We start from the raw sequence: 20,736 nt of genomic DNA, 5'->3' as shown, positions 1-20,736 counted from the left end.
TTATTGTCCTGCCTTATTTATCTTCAATAACACGCAGCCCTTTAATTATTTTATGTATGTAAAAAAGAAATTAAAGCCAAGTGCTAAGCTTAATTGGTCGCTTGGCGAATATCTTTTAACAACAGCCTTCAATTCGATATATAAACAATCCGCTAACTAAAAACACCAATCGATTTCACTACAATTAACTATATGTTTATTGCTGTTGGCGAATTGATGCAAGAGTATTATGAAGGTCAAATAATGGCTAGTGCTGGTATGGATGAAAACGAAGATTTATTCTCAGCCGTACGCAAAAGCACGAAAACAAGGGCTATTTGGCTAGGTATCAACCTACTAACCGCTTTTTTAGCCAGTGCGTTTATCGGAACGTTTGAAAACACAATTCAACAAGTCGTCGCCTAGCGTTCTTGATGCCAGTTGTTGCGAGTATGGGAGGCATAGCAGTAGCCAAACATTAACATTGATTATTCGTGGTTTAGCGCTCAAACAGGTCACCTCAGCCAACGTTGGCGCATTACTCGCCAAAGAGTCCAAGGTGGGCGGTTTAAATGGGGTGATTTGGGCCGTCGTTATTGGTTTTGTTGCATTATTATGGTTTAACGATCCACTGTTAGGAATGGTAATCGGTATCGCTATTTTACTTAACATTGTTGCAGCAGCATTGGCCGAGGTATTTGTACCCATGATCCTCGACAAATATAAAATTGACCCCGCTATTTCTGTCTCAGATATTTTAACTACCGTCACCAATATCGTTGGTTTTGTGGCATTTTGGGAACTAGTAACAATCTTTTTGATTTAGTAGCAGTCTAATCTGCGGAGTCAAAACCTGCGGGGAAGCCTTTGCAGGTTCGTTTTTTGAATAGAACGTTACAGGTGAGGCTCTACTTGGCTTAAACAACGGGCAAGTTCTGTTGCATCCAACAACACCCTCACTGAACCACGGCCTTTTCTTGATCTGAAGTAACCCTTTAGCGCACCTTTGTGGCTACTTAATAATAATTTTCCAGAATTGGAATTGAACTCTCCTAAGTTCAAATTATCTAGCATCGCATTTTCTATTGCAGTTTTATCTGCATTTAAGAGCAGTTGACGCAGTTCTTGCAGCTTCTTTTTGTTTAAATTCATCATGAAACTATTGACCATGTATTCATCGGAAACATAAAAAGTAGCAACCTCATCAGCCTCATTTGAATAACCTATTTTTATAACGTCATTTAAAGGTTTGAGCTCACAAACTTTCACACGGCCGGTGCCAGCTTTTTCCAATGCCCTAATTTTCATTTCTACACTGACTTCTTCAGTTATTCTTTCTGGCGTATAGGTCATCGCCAATTGATTACACTTCTTTTGGCTAAAAAGCACTGAATGAAAAGGTTCAGCGTTCTTATCAAAGTACCGATATTCTACACTTATCCCAACAGTTCTGGCGACACTTTCGTTGGTTCCGTCCTTACAGAAGTTGACACCTATAGTGTCGAGTAATTGTTCTTCTATATTCAACAGCTCTTCTTTGCCAATATATTCTTTAGTACGGTGATTGACTTGTATCTCTATCACATGTGTATCACCGTCAATAAATGACCTACGAATGATATTGTTTTCATCTATCTTGATTGGATAAGTGCTGGCTTGCTCGGAAATTCCATCTTTGTATTGTTTTTGCGACAACGTATTGTCTTGGGCACCGACATTAAAAGCAAAAGCGATGAGAGCATAAATTATCAATGATGTTTTCACTAATTAATCCTTAGTTACCTTTTTAATATTAGGCAACTGTTATTATTATGATGGCGAAAAGTCGCTGGGTAATTAGTCTGCTAGATTCCCTTAGTCTTGATGCTAATTTAAGTAAAATTATGTAGATGAAAATTACATAGGGTTCTATTGTAATTCAATCAGGGATAAAAAAGTTAAAATAAAAGAAGCAGATTGGGTTTACAGGTTTTGTTAACGTAAAATTTCAAGTTCCAAGTAAAGTTTTGAGTTACCTATGCTTCTACTTTTTAATGATTTTCGTAGCTCTTTAGCTTCTAGACTATATCTCAACAATTTTCGTATAAATTGGCTATGCATAATCAAAAAATCAGAATTATATGAGTCAATTTATAACGGCGACATTTTTAATTTAATGGATGATTAATCCATGCTATTACCCTTCTACAAACGTGTATTCTTGCTCGTGTGATTAGTCGAACCTATGTGGTTAATTCAAACTTTATTATTTTGCAGCCAGCAGTTTTAGCTTGAATGTATTTCCCTTGGCCTCATGTCATATCATGTCCAGCAACAGGAGAATAAATAATGCAGCAACAAATAGTATTAAATAATGGAGGTAGCTTCCCTGCCCTCGGTTTCGGTACTTGCGCAATCGGCGCATGGCAACAAGATAATGAGTACGTGGTTGACACTATCCTTAAAGCAATCAAAGCTGGTTATCGACATATTGATACTGCGTCACTATATGGCAACGAGCGCAGCGTAGGTAAAGCGATTAAAGCTTCGGGTATCCCACGAAAAGAGTTTTTTGTGGTCAGCAAAGTATGGGATTGTGATCAAGGCTATGAAGAAACGCTGAAAGCCTTTGATGCCAGCCTTAAACGTTTAGACATGGATTATATTGACTTGTTTTTAATCCATTGGCCTAATCCCAATAAAACTCAATCCACATGGCAAGCAATGGAAAGTTTGCATCAACAGGGCAAGGTTCGTTATTTAGGCTTATCCAATTTCCGTCAAGCCGACATAGAACAGCTTATGTCTTTTGCCAAAGTTAAACCCATATATAATCAATTAGAATTACATCCCTATCTGACCCAAGAAGACTTGTGCGCAGTGTGTGACAAATACGAAATTTATGTGTCTTGCTGGTCTCCCCTTGGCTCCGGCACTTGGAGTGGTGTTCCGACTAGTGAAAAGCCCATAGCAGACCCTGTCGTTATTAATATGGCTGAAAAATATGGAGTGAGTTCCGGGCAAGTGATTTTAAAATGGGATCTACAACAAGGTCGTATCGCCATTCCTAAAGCAGAAAGCGAAAAGAATATTAAAGCCAATCTCGAACTAAATTCATTTGAACTCAGCACTGAGGAGATAAAAGAAATCAACCAGCTCAATCGTGATCACAGATACGGAGGCGATCCTGATACCGCATATGAAGGCAACATGAAAATGCGGGTCCCTGAATAAAGTTTGTTGAAAGACAAGGATAGGTCAAAGCCTATCCTTGTTTGAATTCTTTAGGTGGCTGAAATAGGTTTTTTAAAGCAGAAATGATTAGCAACTAAGCGCAGCACACTCTAAATCTTAATGTAACGTTTTATTTGGCTATCTAACCCAGTTAGTTAATTTGAGTGGTACAACCTTTTCATCGGCACAAAAAATTAAATAAACAGTTTTTTATAATTTGATCAAATATCCAAAATCATTGGAGCATATTTACAACAAGTGTATGTCGTTAAACAGACTATTAAGGTAGATGATGCTGCTGTCCGAGTATATTAAAGTTTGAAACTAGGCATTAAAGATTGGAACTGATGGAAAGGGCAAGGCACTACCCCCGATGTTTTAAGCACAGCTGAAACTGCCTTGGACAAAGCTTATTTAATAGCCTTGACCAAACTACAAGCAAATGAAGATGCCATTAACAACCTTCAGTGGGTCAAACGCATCGCCGCAGTTAAAGCTCAACCGCAAGAGATAGTATTCACTTTGCCACCATTGGCGGAACGCCAAAGATTCGAAGAATTTGAATTTGAAATTCGAGCTAACGAGCTGTGGATGTCTTTCAGACATTTGCCCTGGGTTGAGCTGATTAATTTAGGCGGTGGTTACTATTTCGACGATAGGTCCATTCAACGACAATATTCCTTTAAAGATACAAATGGAACATTGACCTTGTTAGTATCTCAAGAGGGGCACCATCGTCATAAAAGAATCTACTGACACTGAGTGAATGAGTTTTAAATCGCGAAAATCGTAGAAATTTGCGATTGAGGCTCTATCTTTCGACCGTTACCTTTCTCAGTAAACACGGTCTTCACGGCCAATTAATCGTGTGACTGGTTCTCGCTCATTGCCGCCTGTCAGTTTATTAAGTAGGGCTGATTTTCAAACATTAATATGCTCGTACAGATGCGACCTTTGTTATGACTAATATCAAAAGTTGCAACAATATTGGCATCGTGGCATGACTGAGATCACTTTAAATAATGAGCTAGTTAGCAAGCACCTTTACATGTGCTACAACACTGCGAGCAAGAGCGCTTAATGCATAGCCGCCCTCTAAAGCAGATATTATTTTGCCCTCACAGTGTTTTTCAGCTAGCGCCTTAATTTGCTCAGTTATCCAAATGTAGTCCTTTTCGACTAAACGCAACTGTCCGAGTTCGTCGTCAGCATGGCCGTCAAAGCCAGCGGATATAAAAATAAGTTGAGGCTTAAATTCGTCTACTGCTTTGAACCAAGGCTTTATCATTTCACAATATTCGCTACCCGAAGTTCCAGCAGGAATGGGTACGTTAACAATGCCTTTCCTACAAGGCTCATCGCCAGTAAAAGGATAAAACGGGTGTTGAAAAGATGAACAAAATAGAACGCGTTCATCGTCTTTGACAATGTTTTGGGTACCGTTACCGTGATGAACATCAAAATCGATAATAGCAACACGCTCTAAACCATGTACTTCGAGAGCATGCATGGCACCCACAGCAATATTATTAAAAATGCAAAACCCAGATGAGCTTGCACGCCCAGCGTGATGTCCGGGTGGTCGCACTGAACAAAACGCACTTTTTGATTTATCTGCTAGCACCAAATCGACAGCATCAGTGACGGCACCCGCTGCGTGCAAGGCAGCGTTTAAGCTTTTATCCATCATAATAGTATCATCGTCTATCCAGACCCTATCACCACCTTCTTTCGGTGCTCGGTCGAATACACTTTGTACAAAGGCTTTGTCATGAGCGCGCTCTAATGATGACAATTTGACAGGTTTAGCGTCAGCAAAATGCAGCACATATTCAAGCCCAGATGCAATTAATTGGTCATTAATCTTGTGCATGCGTGCTGGCTGTTCAGGATGCTCGTCGCCCATGTCATGTAAATTACAATAAGGGCTACCTATGATAGTCACAGTCATTTTGATTCTCCTTGTGCAGTCTCGGTTTGAATCGATTCTTTATCAGTGGTGAAGTATTTAGTTAGCTCCATCTCCTGAAAATCAGAATGTAAAGAACGCACAAAACCGAACTGTTCAAACACTGAAATCATCGCTTTATTATTGCTTTTTACTAATGCAAACATTGTTTTAAGGCCTCGCTTTTTGGCAATATCGATCATGGTTTGTAATAATCGCTTAGCCATGCCTTGGCCTTGATTAGTTTCTCGTGTTACGAACGCTACTTCACACGAGTTTTTTTGGGGGATTAAATAATAACGTCCTACTGCTTCTATGCGCACTTTCGACCCTTCTTGTCGCACAATGGTTAACGCCACATCTTTACTTTGGTCTACGCTAACGAGATCACAGGATTTTTCCCGCGTCATTTGACCAGGCGTATAGTTATAGCGCATATTAATCGTTTCTTTGGTGTGTGAATAAAAGAACTCCTGCAAGCGGCGCTCGTCAGATGGATTGAGTGGTCGTAAATAAAACTTCTCAGACATGTCTAAACGTAAAAGCTGCATATCACCTAATTCAGGAATATCAGTTGGCGTATTTTTTTGGTAATCGGGAACCCAATATTTTTTTCTGATTTGCGCCAATAATTCATCTCTGAACTGAGGATGCGCAACACGAATTAATTCAAGCGCACGTTCGCGCACACTCTTGCCTTGGAGGCTTGCTATACCGAACTCGGTTACAACATAGTGCACATTACCCCTTGATGTTACCACGCCAGAACCTTCAGATAAGGTTGCGACTATGCGCGACACTTCGCCGTTTCTCGCGGTTGAAGGCAAAGCAATAATAGGTTTTCCGTTTTTGCTTTTCGAGGCACCAGTTACAAAATCTACCTGCCCCCCGATGCCACTATAAAAATGATCCCCGATTGAGTCCGATACCACTTGTCCACTGAGGTCGACTTCTAGTGCGCTATTGATTGCTACCATATTGTCATTTTTCGCAATGTTGGCGGGTTTATTCACATAAGAAGAAGGATAAAATTCAACGTGGGGATTCATATCAACAAAATCATATAATTTTTGAGTACCGAAACAGAAGCTGACTACCGTTTTACCCGGATGAAATGTCTTGTACCTATTGTTCACAATGCCATTCTTAATTAAATCGACTACTCCGTCGCTGATCATTTCCGAGTGCACGCCTAGATTTTTATGATGCTGCAGATACCGTGTTACTGCATTGGGAATTTTACCAATACCTAATTGTAAGGTAGCGCCGTCTTCGACTAACATGGCTACATATTGACCAATTCGATCGATTATTTTTGTGGCTTCAGGTACGGCAACTTCAGGCAAGATTTGTTGATGTTCAATACATGCACTAAATTCACTTATATGCAGAAATGAGTGCCCACAGGTTCTTGGCATCAGTGGATTAACTTGTGCAATAATATGTTTTGCTGCGCGCGCTGCCGACATTACCACATCGACCGATACACCCAATGAACAAAAGCCTAGTTCGTCGGGCGACGATACCATAATTAAAGCGGCATCTAGGGGTAATATGTCATCGCTGAACAAACCAGACACTTCAGATAAGAAACAAGGCGTGTAGTCTGCACGTCCTTCTTCCACGGCTTTTCGAATAAGCTTGCCGTGAATAAAAAAAGTATTAATCTTAAATCTTGAAGCGTACTCAGGCAAAGCCCATTTGTCGTCTGATAAAGTGCTTATATGGGTAACTTCAATATCGTTTAAGCCTTTTCCATCTTCGATAAGGCTATCTATTAGCGCATTAGGTACCGCTGCATTTGAGCCAATAAATACCCGATTACCTGAATTTAGAAGGCTATGCCAATCAATTTTATTACTGAATTGAGACTTTACGATTTGCATACAAACAGCCTGATAGGAAAAGTAATTTCCTTTACTTTATCACTATTTCTCAGTTGTGAACTTGATCTAGTTCACAACGCTATAATTTAGCATCGATTCTAGCCTTAAGCCGATGCATAAGCCTTTGTTAACTAAATGAATAAATAGTTAAGCATCTTCAACTTCAATACCCCACCATTTAGTTTTTTTTGTACATATAGGTGGGGATACAGACTTAAGTTCTCTTTTATTAGGAACATCAAATGAAGCGAGTGATGTTGTTATTACAGGGGCATCATCTATTACACCTAAAGTACCGTCGTATTCAGGACAAAGCTATGGCAGGAATAGTCTGATGAACGCCACATTGAAGATTATCCTCTAAGTCCCTTCCGTTTAACCAGCTCACTTGGAAACTATACCCAAACTTGAGTCAGAAAACCTGAATGACTTTGGCATGTTTTACACGAACAAGTATGAGGTTTAAGAACTGGATTTTGCGCATAAAATCGAATTATGCCGAACAAACGCCCACCTTTATATATTTTTTATTTTCCCATATTCCCTCTTGGTAGTTTTTTGCTACGTTCAATATTAATATTTGCTAACTTACAATACAGCCATGATAATTTACCGTTAGATCAGAATGTGTGTTTTGTTGAATTTGGAACAAAAGACAAGACCTAAAACTGGTTTGAAGCGAAAAAAGAGCATGGCTACGATGACTTGAAAAATGTGTACATTAATTTATATCTCGACGAGGTATTCAGTTTCTAATCAAGTTAGAACCATCAATGTAAAAAATACCGAACAGTTGTTAAATAAATGTAAATAGCCATCCTAATTGCTAAGATATTTACCCTATAAAAATCAAAAAATGGTAAATAAAATGTTTTTTCGACTTTTTTTCTTATCTTTAGTTTGTTTCTAACCGCGTGTAACAGTGATGGAAATAATGCTTATGATGACAACCCGTATGAAGGTTTTACCAGCACACTTTATAGCGATACGCAGAACTGGCTTTGCATGCCAGATATTCAAGGTGAAGAGAATATTTGTGAGTCCGATCTATCATCAACGATTGTATTTGCTGACGGTACTACCCAGTTTGAAGAATCACCAATAGCGATTGATCAACCAATTGACTGTTTTTATGTTTATCCCACAGTAAGCGATGACATTGGCGACAATGCAGATTTGGTAGCAGATGCTGAAATTGGGGTTACATTTATTCAGGCTGCTAGATACCGTTCAGTGTGTCGCCTGTTTGTTCCACTATATCGTCAAAAAACGATTAGTTCTATTTTTACTGGTCGCTACAATTTACCTGAATTAAATGAAATAGCCTATGGTGATGTGCTGGACGCCTTTAAGCATTTCGTTGCCAATAACGATGGTCGAGGATTTATTTTGGTTGGTCACTCACAGGGAACTGAACATTTAATACACCTGATTCAGGATCAAGTTGAAAACGATGCTTATCTCAAACAGCGAATGATTGCTGCGCATTTAATTGGTTTTAGAGTCGCTGTACCTAATGAGGCTGAAACTGGAGAAACGTTTTTGTCGACGCTACCCTGTAGCCCTGAAAACTTTACTCGTTGCTATGTTAACTACTCCAGCTACAGGGCTTCTGCACCTCCGAATGCAATTACAGCTAATTTCGGTATCACCGATAGCCTCGATACACGGTCACCCTGTACACATCCCGTCGACCTCGGATCTGGCTTGCTAGAGCTGGACTCTTACTTTAGTCCAAGTCAATTAGTAGCGTATAATAATTTAGCTGATAACGAGGCTATTACTACCCCTTTTATCAAACTGCCGGGATTATTTTCAGGAGAATGTATTGAAGAAGACGGTAAGGGTTATCTGGCTATCACTGTTAATGCCGATCCCGATGACCCTCGTGTAGATGATGTAAGTGACTTTCTACCGGGCTGGGGATTACACCGCTTTGATGTTGCTCTACCCCACGGTGATCTGATTACCTTAGCTGATAAGCAGGCAGCTGATTGGTTAAATGAGTAATCAAATCGGGTTAGTCTAAGTAAGATTAATTGTCCGCGAGCGTATGCTAATTAACAAGATATCTTTTTAATTTCGTGATAATTAAAGTGGGTATCTTGTTAATATTCTGGTGCATAGCACCAGACACGTTAATAACTGTCAAAGATTAAAGTGCAAACATGACGTAAAAAAGGCGGTTATAGGCATTACCCACTGTAACTCAATCAAATATTCAGAGTCTTTTGACCACTTTTATAATGGGTGTGTAAATACGTTATCTAGGTAATTTACAAAGAAAACAAGAGGCCTAAGAATGACACAGGCATCACAAATGTCACTCTGAGGAATGTTTAGCTACCTGTAAACTTCGGCGCTCTGCGCTCTGAAAAAGGCCTTTATACCCTCTTGCAAATCATTCGACTGCAAACTCGTCATCATAGTGAACATACCATTCAACATTAAGCTCTGCTCGTCGGTCATGTTCTCTGACTTACGCAAAATAAACTTGGTACCGCGCACTGCCATGGGTGAGTTAGCGGCTATTTCATTGGCAAGAGTCATACCTGCTGCCATAGTAGCTTCTGCAGACTCGTACACATCGTTGACCAAACCAATCTTCTCGGCGCGCTCGGCTTTGATATCTTTACCTGTGTAGGCTAGCTCGGCAACATGACCCGCATTAAGTATTTTAGGTAGACGCTGCAAGGTGCCCACATCTGCAACCAGACCTAGCCGTGTTTCACGTACACTAAATACAGAACATGCACTGGCTATGCGAATATCACAGGCGGTGATCAGATCAACCCCAGCACCAAGACAGAAGCCTTGCACTACCGCCACAACTGGCACTGCACAGTCGGCTAAGGCAGTAATCGCTGCCTGAAACTTTTGAGTGTTGGCTAGCTGCTGAATATTAGCTTCGGCTTTGGAGCGGGCTTTGGCATTTTTATGTTCACTTAGGCCGTCTTCTACTAGGTCGATACCAGCGCAGAAGTGTTTACCACGACCGGCAAGGATTATTGCACCTATCTCTCCGTCTTCGCAAAGAGCATCAAGGGCGTGGGGAATAGCTGACCATAATTCAGTAGACAGTGCATTGTATTTGGCTTCACGGTTTAACCAAACTATGCCTACCTGCCCTTGTTTTTCGATGCTTAATACATTGGATGAAAAACTCATTTTAATTCCTTTATATTTTAACTGACTTTAATTTATATTGAATATGCGCATGCATATATTCGTTCATAAAGCTTGTAAAGCATGGTTAATTTTTCTGCTCTGATATATAGCAGTAGGATCTATTAAATACTCAGCTTAAACATTTTATTTGCCTATACCCATAATGTGGCGCATAAGTTTATTCATGCCGCCAATCCAACGATCGTAGTTAGTCGTTTTGTTGCGCATATATTCCTGCACAATGGCGTGAGGCAGTATCAAGAAACTCTCTTTGCGTAGTTCTTCCACAACACAATTAGCAAGCTCTTCTGGCTCAATCATGCCATTGCTCGCAGCGGCCGCAATAGCATCGTTATCCAATGCGGTCATGGGTGTGCGCACTGCTTGGGGACACAACATAGACACACTAATTCCTTCATGTTTATGATGAATAGCCAACCACTCACCAAAACCGACTGCGGCGTGTTTGGTAACACCATAAGCAGCGCCACCAATCTGATTGAGCAAGCCTGCAGCAGATGAGGTATTTAAAAAATAACCGCCGCCCCTTGCTACCATGCGCGGCACTAAATGTCGTGCTGCATAGACATGTGACATAACATTGATATCCCAGCTCGCCTGCCATTGATTATTGGGGGAATCGATGCTTTCACCTATAGCCACACCAGCATTTGAGCAAAACAGGTCGATGGGGCCAACCTTGGCTTCGGTTTCTTCGATCACGCGGCAGATATCATCTTCTTTAGCTACATCAGCCATCATGGCAACACCACTCACCATGTCAGCTGTGACTTGCGCGTTACTTAGATTAATATCCACCGCCACAATCTTCTTAGCACCTGCTGCGTGAAAGCGAACGGCTAGAGCTCGACCAATACCGCTGCCGGCACCAGTGATTAAGATAATCTTATCTTGTAGTTCCAAAAAGTCTCTCCCATATCTGTTTGTTAATATTTGTATCTTGGATGTCTATGAATGCCCAGCTTAAATCAGCACTCTACATTTCTTTTCGCAGCAATTTTAGATAATTCAAACGTTTTCTTTGTAAAAGATTACCCCATTCAAAGCTAGATATCAGTGCCATAACTACTACCATTAAATCAAATTTACACCGCCCAAAGCGACGTAATAGCATATAAAAAGTTGCTAACATGTCAAATCACTTAGATATTTATTATAATTTAATCAGATACTTAGAGTTATTTAACTCTATTCACAACGGATGGCTTGTTAGCGTTTTGTACAACTAAATTGATCCTACATATTTATTGATCATCATTCTAAAAAATATTCTTCACAGGGATTTCTTTGATAAATTGATCAAATACTTCAAAAGGAGAAATAAATGTTTAAAAATCTATTTTCTATGCAAGAAAAAATCTGTGTTATTACTGGGGGTTATCGTGGTTTAGGTGCCTTTATGGCTCAAGGCTTTCTTGAAGCAGGGGCAAAACGTGTTTACATTACAGGTCGTAAAGCACAAGCCTGCATTGCTGCAGCCGAAGAGCTAAGCAAATTTGGCGAATGTATTGCTTTGCCTGGCGATGCCTCTACAAGCGAAGGGTTAAGCCAGTTAGTTCAGGAAATTAACAAACGTGAAGATCATATTGATGTGTTAGTAAACAACGCTGGAACGGCTTGGGGAGCACCTTTTGGTCAGTTTCCTGAAAGTGGCTGGGACAAAGTGATGGACATCAATGTTAAGAGCCCATTTTTCTTAACTCAAGCATTAACCCCCCTACTAGCTAAAAATGCCGATGCAAAAAACACCTCTACTGTAATAAATATAGGTTCCATTGCTGGTATCTTGGGCAATGGCTTGGATACCTTTAGTTACGCCGTATCAAAATCAGCTATTCATCAGGTAACACGAGTATTAGCAACTGAATTGGCAGCATCACATATTCGTGTCAATGCCATCGCGCCAGGGCGTTTTTACTCAAAAATGACCGAATTTCTAAGCACAGACCAGGCTGCATTTGATGAAGAACTGCAAACCATTCCCATGAGACGCTGGGGTGAACCAAGCGATATCGCTGGTGTTGCCATTATGTTGGCCAGTCAGGCAGGCGCATTCATCACTGGACAAATTATTCCAGTTGACGGTGGTACTACTTTAGTTAATTAACAATTAATGAGATACCCAACGTAATTTAATCAAATATGACTTGTCATTTGACCATATTTACAATGGGTATCTTGGTAAATATTAGGTCCCAAAATCAGAGGCAGAGCGATAAAAGCTGGAGTGTTTCAGAAAGTAAGCAGCTTGATGCAGAACCATTATATTTCCTCGCAGTTTGAAGTGTTTTTCGTTTACGATCATAAAGTCTTGCATGTTCTGCACCTTGGTACTTTCAACGGATACTACCCCGTCGTCCTCTCCCGGCAGCAGCCAAGCAGTGAGCAAGTTGGAATTGTAATTACCGGCAATAATACCTACTGCAAAATTTACTGGGCCTAGTTGATTAACCCAACTGTCTTGCTGAGCACTGAGTTGCAATTTAGCGGGACCGGTATTTGTATCTATCCAGGATGAATCGGCAAACAGTTCGGCCAGTTCTGTTCCTTGATTTGGTGGTGCGATCATCACCACTTTTCCTAGGCCTTCCAATGGATGATTTTTAAGATAATAGCGAACTAAAATACCGCCCATGGAATGAGTAACAAAGTGGATTTTTTGCATACCTTTTCTCTGTGCCTTTTGAACAGCAGGATGCAGGTAATCCCTAACCAAAGTTTCAATGTCATATTTTGTAGACGGGTAACTGATATTGGTTATCTGATATCCTTCATTGCGAAAGAATGTTTCGAGTGGCTGCATAGCATCAGCACTGCGATACATGCCATGTAATAAAATAATTTGATCCTGATCATTGCTCAAATCTATGCTGTTATCAAAATGAGATAGATTACTTTTATTTATTTGGCATCCAATCAAAAACATCAAGCAGATGAAACACAGCATCGACAATTTCAACCAATTTTTATTTATCATTTTTTTATTCTGACTTTAATAACATAGTGATTAATCGGCATTGTATTTGTTTATTCCTACACTATTCCATTATTAAAACAATGGGGAGATTAGATAGCTCTCATAATTACCACTTTGTATCAAAACCTCCAAAGAAAGATATGTAACAAGAGCTTATAAAAAATAAATAAAATATTCAGAAGTTACGTAGAAGAAATTACAAAGACACCCATCTTTACATAATCAAAAAATCAGATTTACTTGAGCAGATCTATAAGAGATGCCTTGGAAAATTGTCAAAGATTAAATAATCTTTCATCTTTAAAGAACATGCTCCAGTAGATTTTTTATTGCTAATTCACAAAGTTATTTACCAAGGGATAATAAAATTGTAATTAGTCAAACTCCCACCATTGCTGAGTAGGCACTTTGCTATCTAGCCGATACTGCTCGCCAATAACTGGCGTAGCGAGTTTAATATCATGTTCATGCGCTAACACAGACAACTTAGTTAATGGGTCATACCAAGGATGGAAGGCCAAATCAAAAGTACTGTTGTGCACAGGCAATAACACATCGGCATTAAGATCTTTATGCGCTTGAATAGTCTGTTCTGGCATCATATGTACTGATGGCCAGTTTTTGTCGTAGGCACCGCTCTCTAATATGGCCAAATTAAATGGCCCTAGTGCTTCACCTATTTTTTTAAAGCCGTCAAAGTATCCTCCATCGCCACTGTAAAAAATGTTATGGCTCTGCGTTGTTATCACCCAAGACGCCCACAATAGCAATTAACGAGACACCCATCGTAATGTAATTATTTCTGAATAATTGTTTTGCGGGTAGCAAAAAAACCTTGAAAAGCGTACACTTATCAAAAACCTCTGTTTCCACTCTTCTAAGTGAATACAAATGCCCAATAATTCCAATGAAGTTTGCGGTGATCATGGCGGTAAACGCATCGGTTGTGGTCGCAAGCCCGGCGTAAGAACTCAACCCATCCGCCTGCCTGAATGGTTGCTTGAGCAACTAAGTAAAGAAGGAGACCCAAGGCAGCTGATTATCGACGCCTGCCTTGCGCGATATCCATCGATTTATAACGAGGGCTCAAACAGCAATGACTAAATCAAAATTCATCATTCACTACTTACTGTTGAATAAATATTCTTATATGTTTGCGATAGTATGTATTTTTGTAGTGAATTATCTACAAGTGGAAATTCCGCGCTACATCCAGCTTGCTGTTGATTTACTTAACGAATCAACGACAGAGTCAAAAGAGGGTTTGCTTGAAAACGTACACTGGGTAATTGCGCTTTCGGTGGTCATGGTGGTGATCCGTATTCTGTCCAGAATGTATTCTTTAAACCCAGGTCGAATTACTGAAGCGGCCTTAAAAAATGATTTGTTTCATCGTTTAAATCGTCTGCCTTCAACCTTTCACGAGCAATATGCGTCCGGTAAACTTATATCTATTATCAATAATGACTTAAATGGCATTCGCCTATTTTACGGCATTGGTTTTTTACAGCTGTTTAATATTTTGTTTGCTCTGTCTTTAACGCCGATTTGGATGTGGAGAATTTCTCCACAACTCACTATGTACTCTGCGATCCCCATCGTGATTGCCTCTGTCATTTTCTGGCTTGGTTTTAGAAAGTTACGAGCCTTACATGCACAGCGATTAATATGTTTGCAGAATCTATCAGAGCAGTTGATGAACTACTTGTCGGGCATCGACTTGATTAAAAATCAACAGATGGGTGAATGGGTCACCAACGAAGTGGATCGGGTCAATGCTCGTCTCTTTGATTGCACGATGCAAATAGCCAAAATCCAAACCTTCTTTATGCCTATTCTGGATTACGCCAACCATTTCATGAAAGTGCTGATTTTGGGACTGGGTGGTTATTATCTTTTGCAGGCAAAGCTGACTATTGGCGAAATTACAGCTTTTTTGTCCTACTCCGTACTTCTAGCTCTTCCATTAATGCACTTAGGGCGAATTGCCACGGTTTATCAAATGGGTATGATCAGTATTGATAGTGTTCAGAACATTCTCAATAACGAGGTGCCAAACACAGATATGTTGAGAATGAGCGAGGATGAAAAATCTACGTTACGAAAATCAACACTGTTGGTACAAAACCTCAGTTATCGCTACCCAAGCTCTAAGGGTGAAGACAGTGAAATGGTGCTGAAGGATCTCAGTTTTTCTATTGAAGCCGGCGAAAAAGTAGGTGTTTTAGGCAGTATTGGTTCGGGTAAAAGTACCTTGGTGAATTGTTTGAATCATCATTTGTCTCTAGGAGCAGGACACATTTTTTGGGGTAGCAAAGATATTACGCAGATGTCTCGTCAAGATTGGCGAAGCTATGTGCGCACCATAACCCAAGACCCTTTTCTGTTTTCCGATACGATTTTTGAGAACGTGAAATTTGGCGCTAAACAACCAATCCATGGCGCTGATGAGCTCAATGTAGACCAAGTACTCAAACTCAGTCAGTTAAGCGAAGATGTGCAGCGATTTGGCGCTGGCGATCAAACTCTGGTAGGTGAAAAAGGTATTATGCTATCGGGTGGGCAAAAACAGCGTCTGAGTATCGCACGGGCTCTGCTCACACCCAGCGACCTCATCATTATGGACAATGTGTTATCGGCGGTGGATTACGAAACCGAACGTACCATTCTAAAAGGGGTATTTAATCGCATTCAGGGGCAGAGTTTGTTGGTGGTGTCTCACCGAGTCAGCGCGCTGGAGTACATGGACAAAATTCTGGTCTTGGAAAAGGGTGAAATCATCGCCCGTGGTACTCATGCCCAACTACTTAAGTCGTCAGACTATTACCGCGAGACTTGGGAATTACAGCAACATGAGTCGGAGAGTCCCGCATGATTAAATCTCCAGATTTTCAACACCTCAAACATTTCTTTGAGTATGCATCACGCTACAAAAAGACCGCCGTAATTGGCTTGCTTATGATGCCGATATCAGTGGCTGCCAACTTGTTGTTTCCCTGGTTGATTATCCAAGTCATTGATGACCACCTCACACCTGGTAAATACGATGGAATGATGTGGCTGATTGCAATTATGTTGGTGGTATTGGTCTTCAATTACATTGCCGATGCCATCTACACCTATTGCTTACGCTTGACCGGACAGAAGGCTGTTTTCGATATGCGTATGGCCTTGTTTCAGCGCATTTTGAAACTGCCTAGAACCTATTATGACAAAACACCCACGGGCGTTACGTTGTCACGATTGACGAGTGATCTTGAAGTCATAGGTGAGTCCTTCGTGCTGGGCGTATTGAGTTTGGTGAAAGACTCCATTAATACAATAGCGGTGCTGATCTTTATGTTTTTCATCAACTGGCAATTGGCTTTATTGGTCTTGCTGGTGTTTCCTCCAGTGTTAATGCTGACCCAGTATGTGCGTAATCGGCTGCGAGAAATGTATACCATCACCCGCTCATCTTTGGCCAAAGGCACAGGCTATCTGCAAGAGTGTTTGTTAGGAGTGAAAACCGTTCAGTTATATGGCGCCGAACAAGAGGTCGAGTCCAAGTATCATAGTTACACCGAAGATTTCTTGCATGCGCAATTAAAAACCAATAAATACGATGCCACCTTGTTTTCGATTATAACGGGTATCACAACTATCACTATCGGCCTTATTATTTGGTTTGGCTCAGGTAAGGTACTTGCAGGAGCCGTCAGCCTTGGCGTATTGATTGCTTTCATCAATACCTTGGAAAAAGTGTTTGTACCGCTGCGTGATTTCACTTCACAAATCGCCTCGATACAGCGCTCTTTCGCGGCCTTTGAGCACATAGAAGAACTTTTTGTGGAAGAGCTTGAAGAACAAGGAAAAACGCTCTTATCAGCTGAAACACTAAAAGACAAGCTGACTAATTTCGAGACGCTCGAATTCAAGAATGTGCGCTTCCGTTACGGCGGCGTTGGCCCTTACGTATTGGATGATGTGTCCTTCGCGTTGAGTAAGGGCGAGCAATTGGCTTTAGTCGGCACTACAGGCTCAGGAAAGTCGACAGTCATTCGCATCATGAGTAAAGCGTACATGGACTACGAGGGCAGCATTCTTTTGAATGGTATTGAGTTGTCGAGTATTCCCAAAGATTCAATGTTGCACTTGTTTTCTCTGATGCAACAAGACGTGTTTCTATTTGAGGAAAATATTCATTTTAATATTTCCCTTGGCGCCGACGAAATCAGTGACGACGCAGTGGTCGACGCAGCAGAATACGTTTATGCCCACGATTTTATTATAGGACTACCGAGTCAATACCAATTTGAGTTAAAAAATAGCGGCAGTAACTTGTCAGCGGGCCAAGCCCAGCTTATCTCCTTTGCGCGATCAGTAGCCCAAGGTGGACAAGTGATGATGTTAGATGAGGCCACCAGTTCAGTGGACTCCATTACCGAAAGTCTGATCCAGAAAGCCATTGGGCGTTTGTTTGAGGAGAAGACCGTAATCGCGATTGCTCACCGCCTGAGTACTATTCGCCACTCAGATCAAATTTTAGTACTTAACCAAGGTAAAATTGTGGAGCAAGGTAACCATCAGGAATTACTGGCAATGAACGGGGTTTATTCAAGCTTACTGACGGATAACACCAATATTGCAGACGATGAAGACGAGCTATTGTCCAAACCTGGCTGATAACACCATCTAATCAAACTAAGATAAACAAAACACCCACTGTAATTTAATCAAATAAATTGCGTTACTTAACCACGTACAATGGGTGTCTAAATAAGTCAATCGTAGCTGCACCAATTATTTTAGTAATAATTTGAATATATGCGCAGATCAAAAATCGTGCTTCATTAAAAATTAGCAAGACCAATCCCGCTAGCACTAGTAACCTTGGTGCAGAACGTCGCGAAGGCATTCCAAAAGAGCACTCTGCAAAGCGCTTGGTAACGTCGAGCTTTGTTCAAGACTGAATAACACTTGCACTGCCCCATCTGGTCAGTAAGAAACTACTGAGGTGCTAAAAGTGAAACTACCAAAAATGAAAAGCAGCAGAAATGCTTGAAATAGTAAACCAGTTGAGAGTATAAAAATAATCTAAGATAATGCAAATTCTGGACTACGGGGTAAAGTTGTTGAAACAGTTTTAATTGTTGCGCCATATGAAAACATTCATATAGGCTGCACCAGTAAATCGCGAATTCTGTATTCGAGATCAACTATTTATTCTTAACCGTAGTCTTAACTCTGCTCGTCAAAAAGCAATTTTGAACCAAGAAATATCAGCACACTACCTGTTATGCCTTCCATCCATTTCAACGCCACAGGGCTAGCAAAAAAACGTTTAGCGGAGCTAACAGCTCCAGCAAGGCAGCATTGCCAGAACATAGCAATGACGAAATGTATTCCGGCCATGGTCATAGCTTGCAATAGAGGTGAGTATTGTGGATCGATAAATTGCGGTAGAAACGCCAGATAAAAAACCGCAGTCTTTGGATTTAATACGTTTGACAAAAAGCCCTCTTTGAGTGGGCGTCTAACACTAGACATTCTGGCTACGGAGTCATCAATCATTAACCCTGAGTGACTTTTAAAAGCCGCTTTTAATCCTCCAATGCCCAACCAGATAAGGTAGGTGGCACCTACCAATTTCATTGCTAAAAAGAGTTCTGACGACTGCAGTAAAATTGCCGAAATACCTATAGCCGAAAACGTCGCATGCACAAAAAGCCCAAGACAAATGCCAAGGCTAGTGACAACACCATCCCTACCGCCCGAACGACTGGTATTCTTTATCACCAGCACCGTATCTATCCCAGGAGTAATCGTTAACAACGTAATTGCCACAAGAAAGGCTTCAAAATTTAAAATATGCATGGGTCTGAGTTCATTTTAGCTTGCGTTCACAGGACATAATATTACTACATTTTATTTATCCCACAGCATGTATCTCAACCAATTGTACTTTCTAGTAAAAAGTCGGTCATAGTAGATGCGAGGTATTTAATGTATCAAGGGTTAAATAATTGTGATTTTCAATCAACCTGCCCTGCTGAATCACAGATACTTTTAGTGCAAACCTCATTGAAAGAGCCACTTACACTAAACTGATAAAAATCCCTGCTAAAGTTGCGCTCATCAAATTAGATAACGAACCAGCAATTATCGCTTTAAACCCCAAGCGTGCGAGGTCTTGTCGTCTATTAGGAGCAATTGCACCTAAGCCACCTACCAATATGGCAATAGCAGATAAATTAGCAAATCCACACAAAGCAAACGTAATAATTGCCTGAGTATGTTCTGATAATGTATCTTTTATTTCTACAAAATTTATATACGCAACAAACTCATTTACAATAATCTTCTGCCCGATAAAACTGCCTGCTTGTAACGCTTCGCCCCACGGAACACCAATAAGAAAAGCGATGGGTGAAAAAACATACCCCAATAATATTTGAATGGTAATGCCCTCAAATCCAAGTAATCCAGCTATGCCTGTTACAAATCCATTCAATAAGGCTATTAACCCTAAAAACGCTAGCAACATGCCACCCACATTGACTGCCAGTTTTATACCAACGGTTGCCCCGATAGCCGCTGCGTCTATCACATTTATCGGTTTGTCATCGTCATTTTCTTCGATATCATCAACGGATTCAATTGCCGTACCCTGTTCTGGCATTATTAATTTTGCCATGAATAATCCACCCGGTGCGGCCATAAAGCTTGCTGCAACTAAGTATTTTAAATCGATGCCCAAGGAGGCATAACCCACCAATACTGAGCCTGCAACTGATGCTGTTCCGCCAACCATAATTGCGAATAATTGAGATTCACTCATTCGACCAATAAATGGACGGACAACGAGTGGTGCTTCGGTTAATCCAACAAAAATATTAGCTGTCGCCGACATCGCTTCAGGGCGACTTATTTTGAGGATTTTTTGCAACGCGCCACCTATAACAGCAATCACTTTTTGCATTATCCCTAAGTGGTATAAAACGGCGATAAGAGATGAAAAAAAGATAATGACGGGTAAAACTCTTAAGGCAAAAATAAAACCACCTTGCCCAAATAATTCGGTCATTCTGTCACTCACTAACCCCCCAAACAAAAAATCTATTCCATTTTGACTGCTATCGATAACCCATTGAACGCCATTCGCCACAGTGATTAATACATCTTGCCCAAAGGGTAAATAGAGTACGAATGCACCAAAACTAGCCTGAATGGCAAATGCTAGGGAAACTGTTCTTATATTTATCGCTCGCCAGTTACTCGATAGTAATATGGCGAAGCAGGTCAAACTTATTATTCCAATTAACCCCATGAAGACATTCATAATTTAACTCTTTGTATTTATTATTATTTATTCTTTATTCTACGATATTAGTGATATTTAACGCTGCAATGGTCAGTTTTTTCACATTCAATTCAATTTCCTTAAGACTAATATTGAGGTTAGATTACGCCTAAACTTGAGACCCTGAATCGCCATTGTTCAAAAAGCGAATAGTATGTAGAATATATTTTCTTTATTCGAATATCTCAATATTTAAGCCAAC

16 protein-coding genes and 1 pseudogene are annotated in these 20,736 nt (G+C 40.5%); 7 read left to right on the top strand and 10 right to left on the bottom strand.

Features of this window, described 5'->3' with window-relative positions:
* Positions 1-210: 210 nt before the first annotated feature.
* Positions 211-805 (top strand): annotated as a pseudogene (locus C427_RS11035) (magnesium transporter); the annotation flags it as partial.
* A gap of 68 nt (positions 806-873) precedes the next feature.
* Here the strand turns inward: C427_RS11035 and C427_RS11030 are convergent.
* Entirely contained in the window at positions 874-1,743 is an 870-nt protein-coding gene (locus C427_RS11030; protein ID WP_007635302.1) for a hypothetical protein, read from the bottom strand.
* 564 nt (positions 1,744-2,307) lie between these two features.
* On the opposite strand from C427_RS11030, the gene C427_RS11025 reads away from it, so the two are divergent.
* Positions 2,308-3,192, top strand: a complete 885-nt coding sequence (locus C427_RS11025) for an aldo/keto reductase (protein ID WP_007635301.1) — start codon at positions 2,308-2,310, stop codon at positions 3,190-3,192.
* Positions 3,193-3,591: 399 nt separating this feature from the next.
* Positions 3,592-3,948: a hypothetical protein gene (locus tag C427_RS11020; protein WP_015430838.1), complete on the top strand. Its 357-nt coding sequence runs from the start codon at positions 3,592-3,594 to the stop codon at positions 3,946-3,948.
* Positions 3,949-4,219: 271 nt separating this feature from the next.
* On the opposite strand, the gene C427_RS11015 is transcribed toward C427_RS11020, so the two are convergent.
* Both C427_RS11015 and C427_RS11010 read right to left on the bottom strand, forming a co-directional pair.
* On the bottom strand, positions 4,220-5,143 hold the full coding sequence (locus tag C427_RS11015) for a histone deacetylase family protein (protein WP_007635300.1): 924 nt from the start codon (positions 5,141-5,143) through the stop codon (positions 4,220-4,222).
* Positions 5,140-7,026: a GNAT family N-acetyltransferase gene (locus C427_RS11010; protein ID WP_007635299.1), complete on the bottom strand. Its 1,887-nt coding sequence runs from the start codon at positions 7,024-7,026 to the stop codon at positions 5,140-5,142. Before C427_RS11010 ends, C427_RS11015 begins: the two co-directional genes overlap by 4 nt.
* Before the next feature lie 1,005 nt (positions 7,027-8,031).
* On the opposite strand from C427_RS11010, the gene C427_RS11005 reads away from it, so the two are divergent.
* On the top strand, positions 8,032-9,036 hold the full coding sequence (locus C427_RS11005; protein WP_007635298.1) for a DUF3089 domain-containing protein: 1,005 nt from the start codon (positions 8,032-8,034) through the stop codon (positions 9,034-9,036).
* Between the two features lie 333 nt (positions 9,037-9,369).
* On the opposite strand, the gene C427_RS11000 is transcribed toward C427_RS11005, so the two are convergent.
* Together C427_RS11000 and C427_RS10995 are read right to left on the bottom strand one after the other, a co-directional pair.
* Positions 9,370-10,194 carry an enoyl-CoA hydratase-related protein gene (locus tag C427_RS11000; RefSeq protein WP_015430837.1) on the bottom strand — a complete coding sequence of 275 codons (825 nt, stop codon included), beginning with the start codon at positions 10,192-10,194 and terminating at the stop codon, positions 9,370-9,372.
* A 144-nt stretch (positions 10,195-10,338) separates the two neighbouring features.
* Positions 10,339-11,118, bottom strand: a complete 780-nt coding sequence (locus tag C427_RS10995) for an SDR family oxidoreductase (RefSeq protein WP_007635296.1) — start codon at positions 11,116-11,118, stop codon at positions 10,339-10,341.
* 421 nt (positions 11,119-11,539) lie between these two features.
* On the opposite strand from C427_RS10995, the gene C427_RS10990 reads away from it, so the two are divergent.
* Positions 11,540-12,322 (top strand): RhlG family 3-oxoacyl-ACP reductase, encoded by a 783-nt coding sequence (locus C427_RS10990; protein WP_007635294.1) that lies wholly within the window; start codon positions 11,540-11,542, stop codon positions 12,320-12,322.
* Between the two features lie 81 nt (positions 12,323-12,403).
* On the opposite strand, the gene C427_RS10985 is transcribed toward C427_RS10990, so the two are convergent.
* The 3 genes from C427_RS10985 to C427_RS26395 form a co-directional block, all read right to left on the bottom strand.
* Complete coding sequence (locus C427_RS10985; protein WP_148285909.1) at positions 12,404-13,078, bottom strand: alpha/beta hydrolase; 675 nt, start codon at positions 13,076-13,078, stop codon at positions 12,404-12,406.
* A gap of 488 nt (positions 13,079-13,566) precedes the next feature.
* Positions 13,567-13,941: an MBL fold metallo-hydrolase gene (locus C427_RS10980; RefSeq protein ID WP_226991053.1), complete on the bottom strand. Its 375-nt coding sequence runs from the start codon at positions 13,939-13,941 to the stop codon at positions 13,567-13,569.
* A complete protein-coding gene (locus tag C427_RS26395; RefSeq protein ID WP_162471180.1) occupies positions 13,919-14,167 on the bottom strand; it encodes a hypothetical protein in 249 nt (82 codons plus the stop codon). Before C427_RS26395 ends, C427_RS10980 begins: the two co-directional genes overlap by 23 nt.
* A 121-nt stretch (positions 14,168-14,288) precedes the next feature.
* Between C427_RS26395 and C427_RS10970 the strand changes: the two genes are divergently transcribed.
* A complete protein-coding gene (locus C427_RS10970; RefSeq protein WP_007635282.1) occupies positions 14,289-16,067 on the top strand; it encodes an ABC transporter ATP-binding protein in 1,779 nt (592 codons plus the stop codon).
* Entirely contained in the window at positions 16,064-17,857 is a 1,794-nt protein-coding gene (locus C427_RS10965; RefSeq protein WP_007635275.1) for an ABC transporter ATP-binding protein, read from the top strand. The genes C427_RS10970 and C427_RS10965 overlap by 4 nt, the downstream gene beginning before the upstream one ends.
* A gap of 555 nt (positions 17,858-18,412) precedes the next feature.
* Here the strand turns inward: C427_RS10965 and C427_RS10960 are convergent.
* The gene (locus C427_RS10960) at positions 18,413-19,048 is read right to left on the bottom strand and encodes a LysE family translocator (RefSeq protein WP_007641928.1); all 636 of its coding nucleotides are present in this window, start codon (positions 19,046-19,048) and stop codon (positions 18,413-18,415) included.
* Positions 19,049-19,268: 220 nt separating this feature from the next.
* Complete coding sequence (locus tag C427_RS10955; protein WP_007641927.1) at positions 19,269-20,513, bottom strand: NupC/NupG family nucleoside CNT transporter; 1,245 nt, start codon at positions 20,511-20,513, stop codon at positions 19,269-19,271.
* Between the last annotated feature and the right edge of the window lie 223 nt (positions 20,514-20,736).

The organism is Paraglaciecola psychrophila 170, assembly GCF_000347635.1.
Taxonomy (GTDB): Bacteria; Pseudomonadota; Gammaproteobacteria; order Enterobacterales; family Alteromonadaceae; genus Paraglaciecola; species Paraglaciecola psychrophila.
This window is presented reverse-complemented; position numbering and strand designations above follow the sequence as displayed.

Coding starts and splice junctions, on each gene's coding strand:
- C427_RS11025 (WP_007635301.1), top strand. CDS start 2,308: ATGCAGCAACAAATAGTATTAAATAATGGAGGTAGCTTCCCTGCCCTC.
- C427_RS11015 (WP_007635300.1), bottom strand. CDS start 5,143: ATGACTGTGACTATCATAGGTAGCCCTTATTGTAATTTACATGACATG.
- C427_RS11010 (WP_007635299.1), bottom strand. CDS start 7,026: ATGCAAATCGTAAAGTCTCAATTCAGTAATAAAATTGATTGGCATAGC.
- C427_RS11005 (WP_007635298.1), top strand. CDS start 8,032: ATGCCAGATATTCAAGGTGAAGAGAATATTTGTGAGTCCGATCTATCA.
- C427_RS11000 (WP_015430837.1), bottom strand. CDS start 10,194: ATGAGTTTTTCATCCAATGTATTAAGCATCGAAAAACAAGGGCAGGTA.
- C427_RS10990 (WP_007635294.1), top strand. CDS start 11,540: ATGTTTAAAAATCTATTTTCTATGCAAGAAAAAATCTGTGTTATTACT.
- C427_RS10970 (WP_007635282.1), top strand. CDS start 14,289: ATGACTAAATCAAAATTCATCATTCACTACTTACTGTTGAATAAATAT.
- C427_RS10965 (WP_007635275.1), top strand. CDS start 16,064: ATGATTAAATCTCCAGATTTTCAACACCTCAAACATTTCTTTGAGTAT.
- C427_RS10960 (WP_007641928.1), bottom strand. CDS start 19,048: ATGCATATTTTAAATTTTGAAGCCTTTCTTGTGGCAATTACGTTGTTA.
- C427_RS10955 (WP_007641927.1), bottom strand. CDS start 20,513: ATGAATGTCTTCATGGGGTTAATTGGAATAATAAGTTTGACCTGCTTC.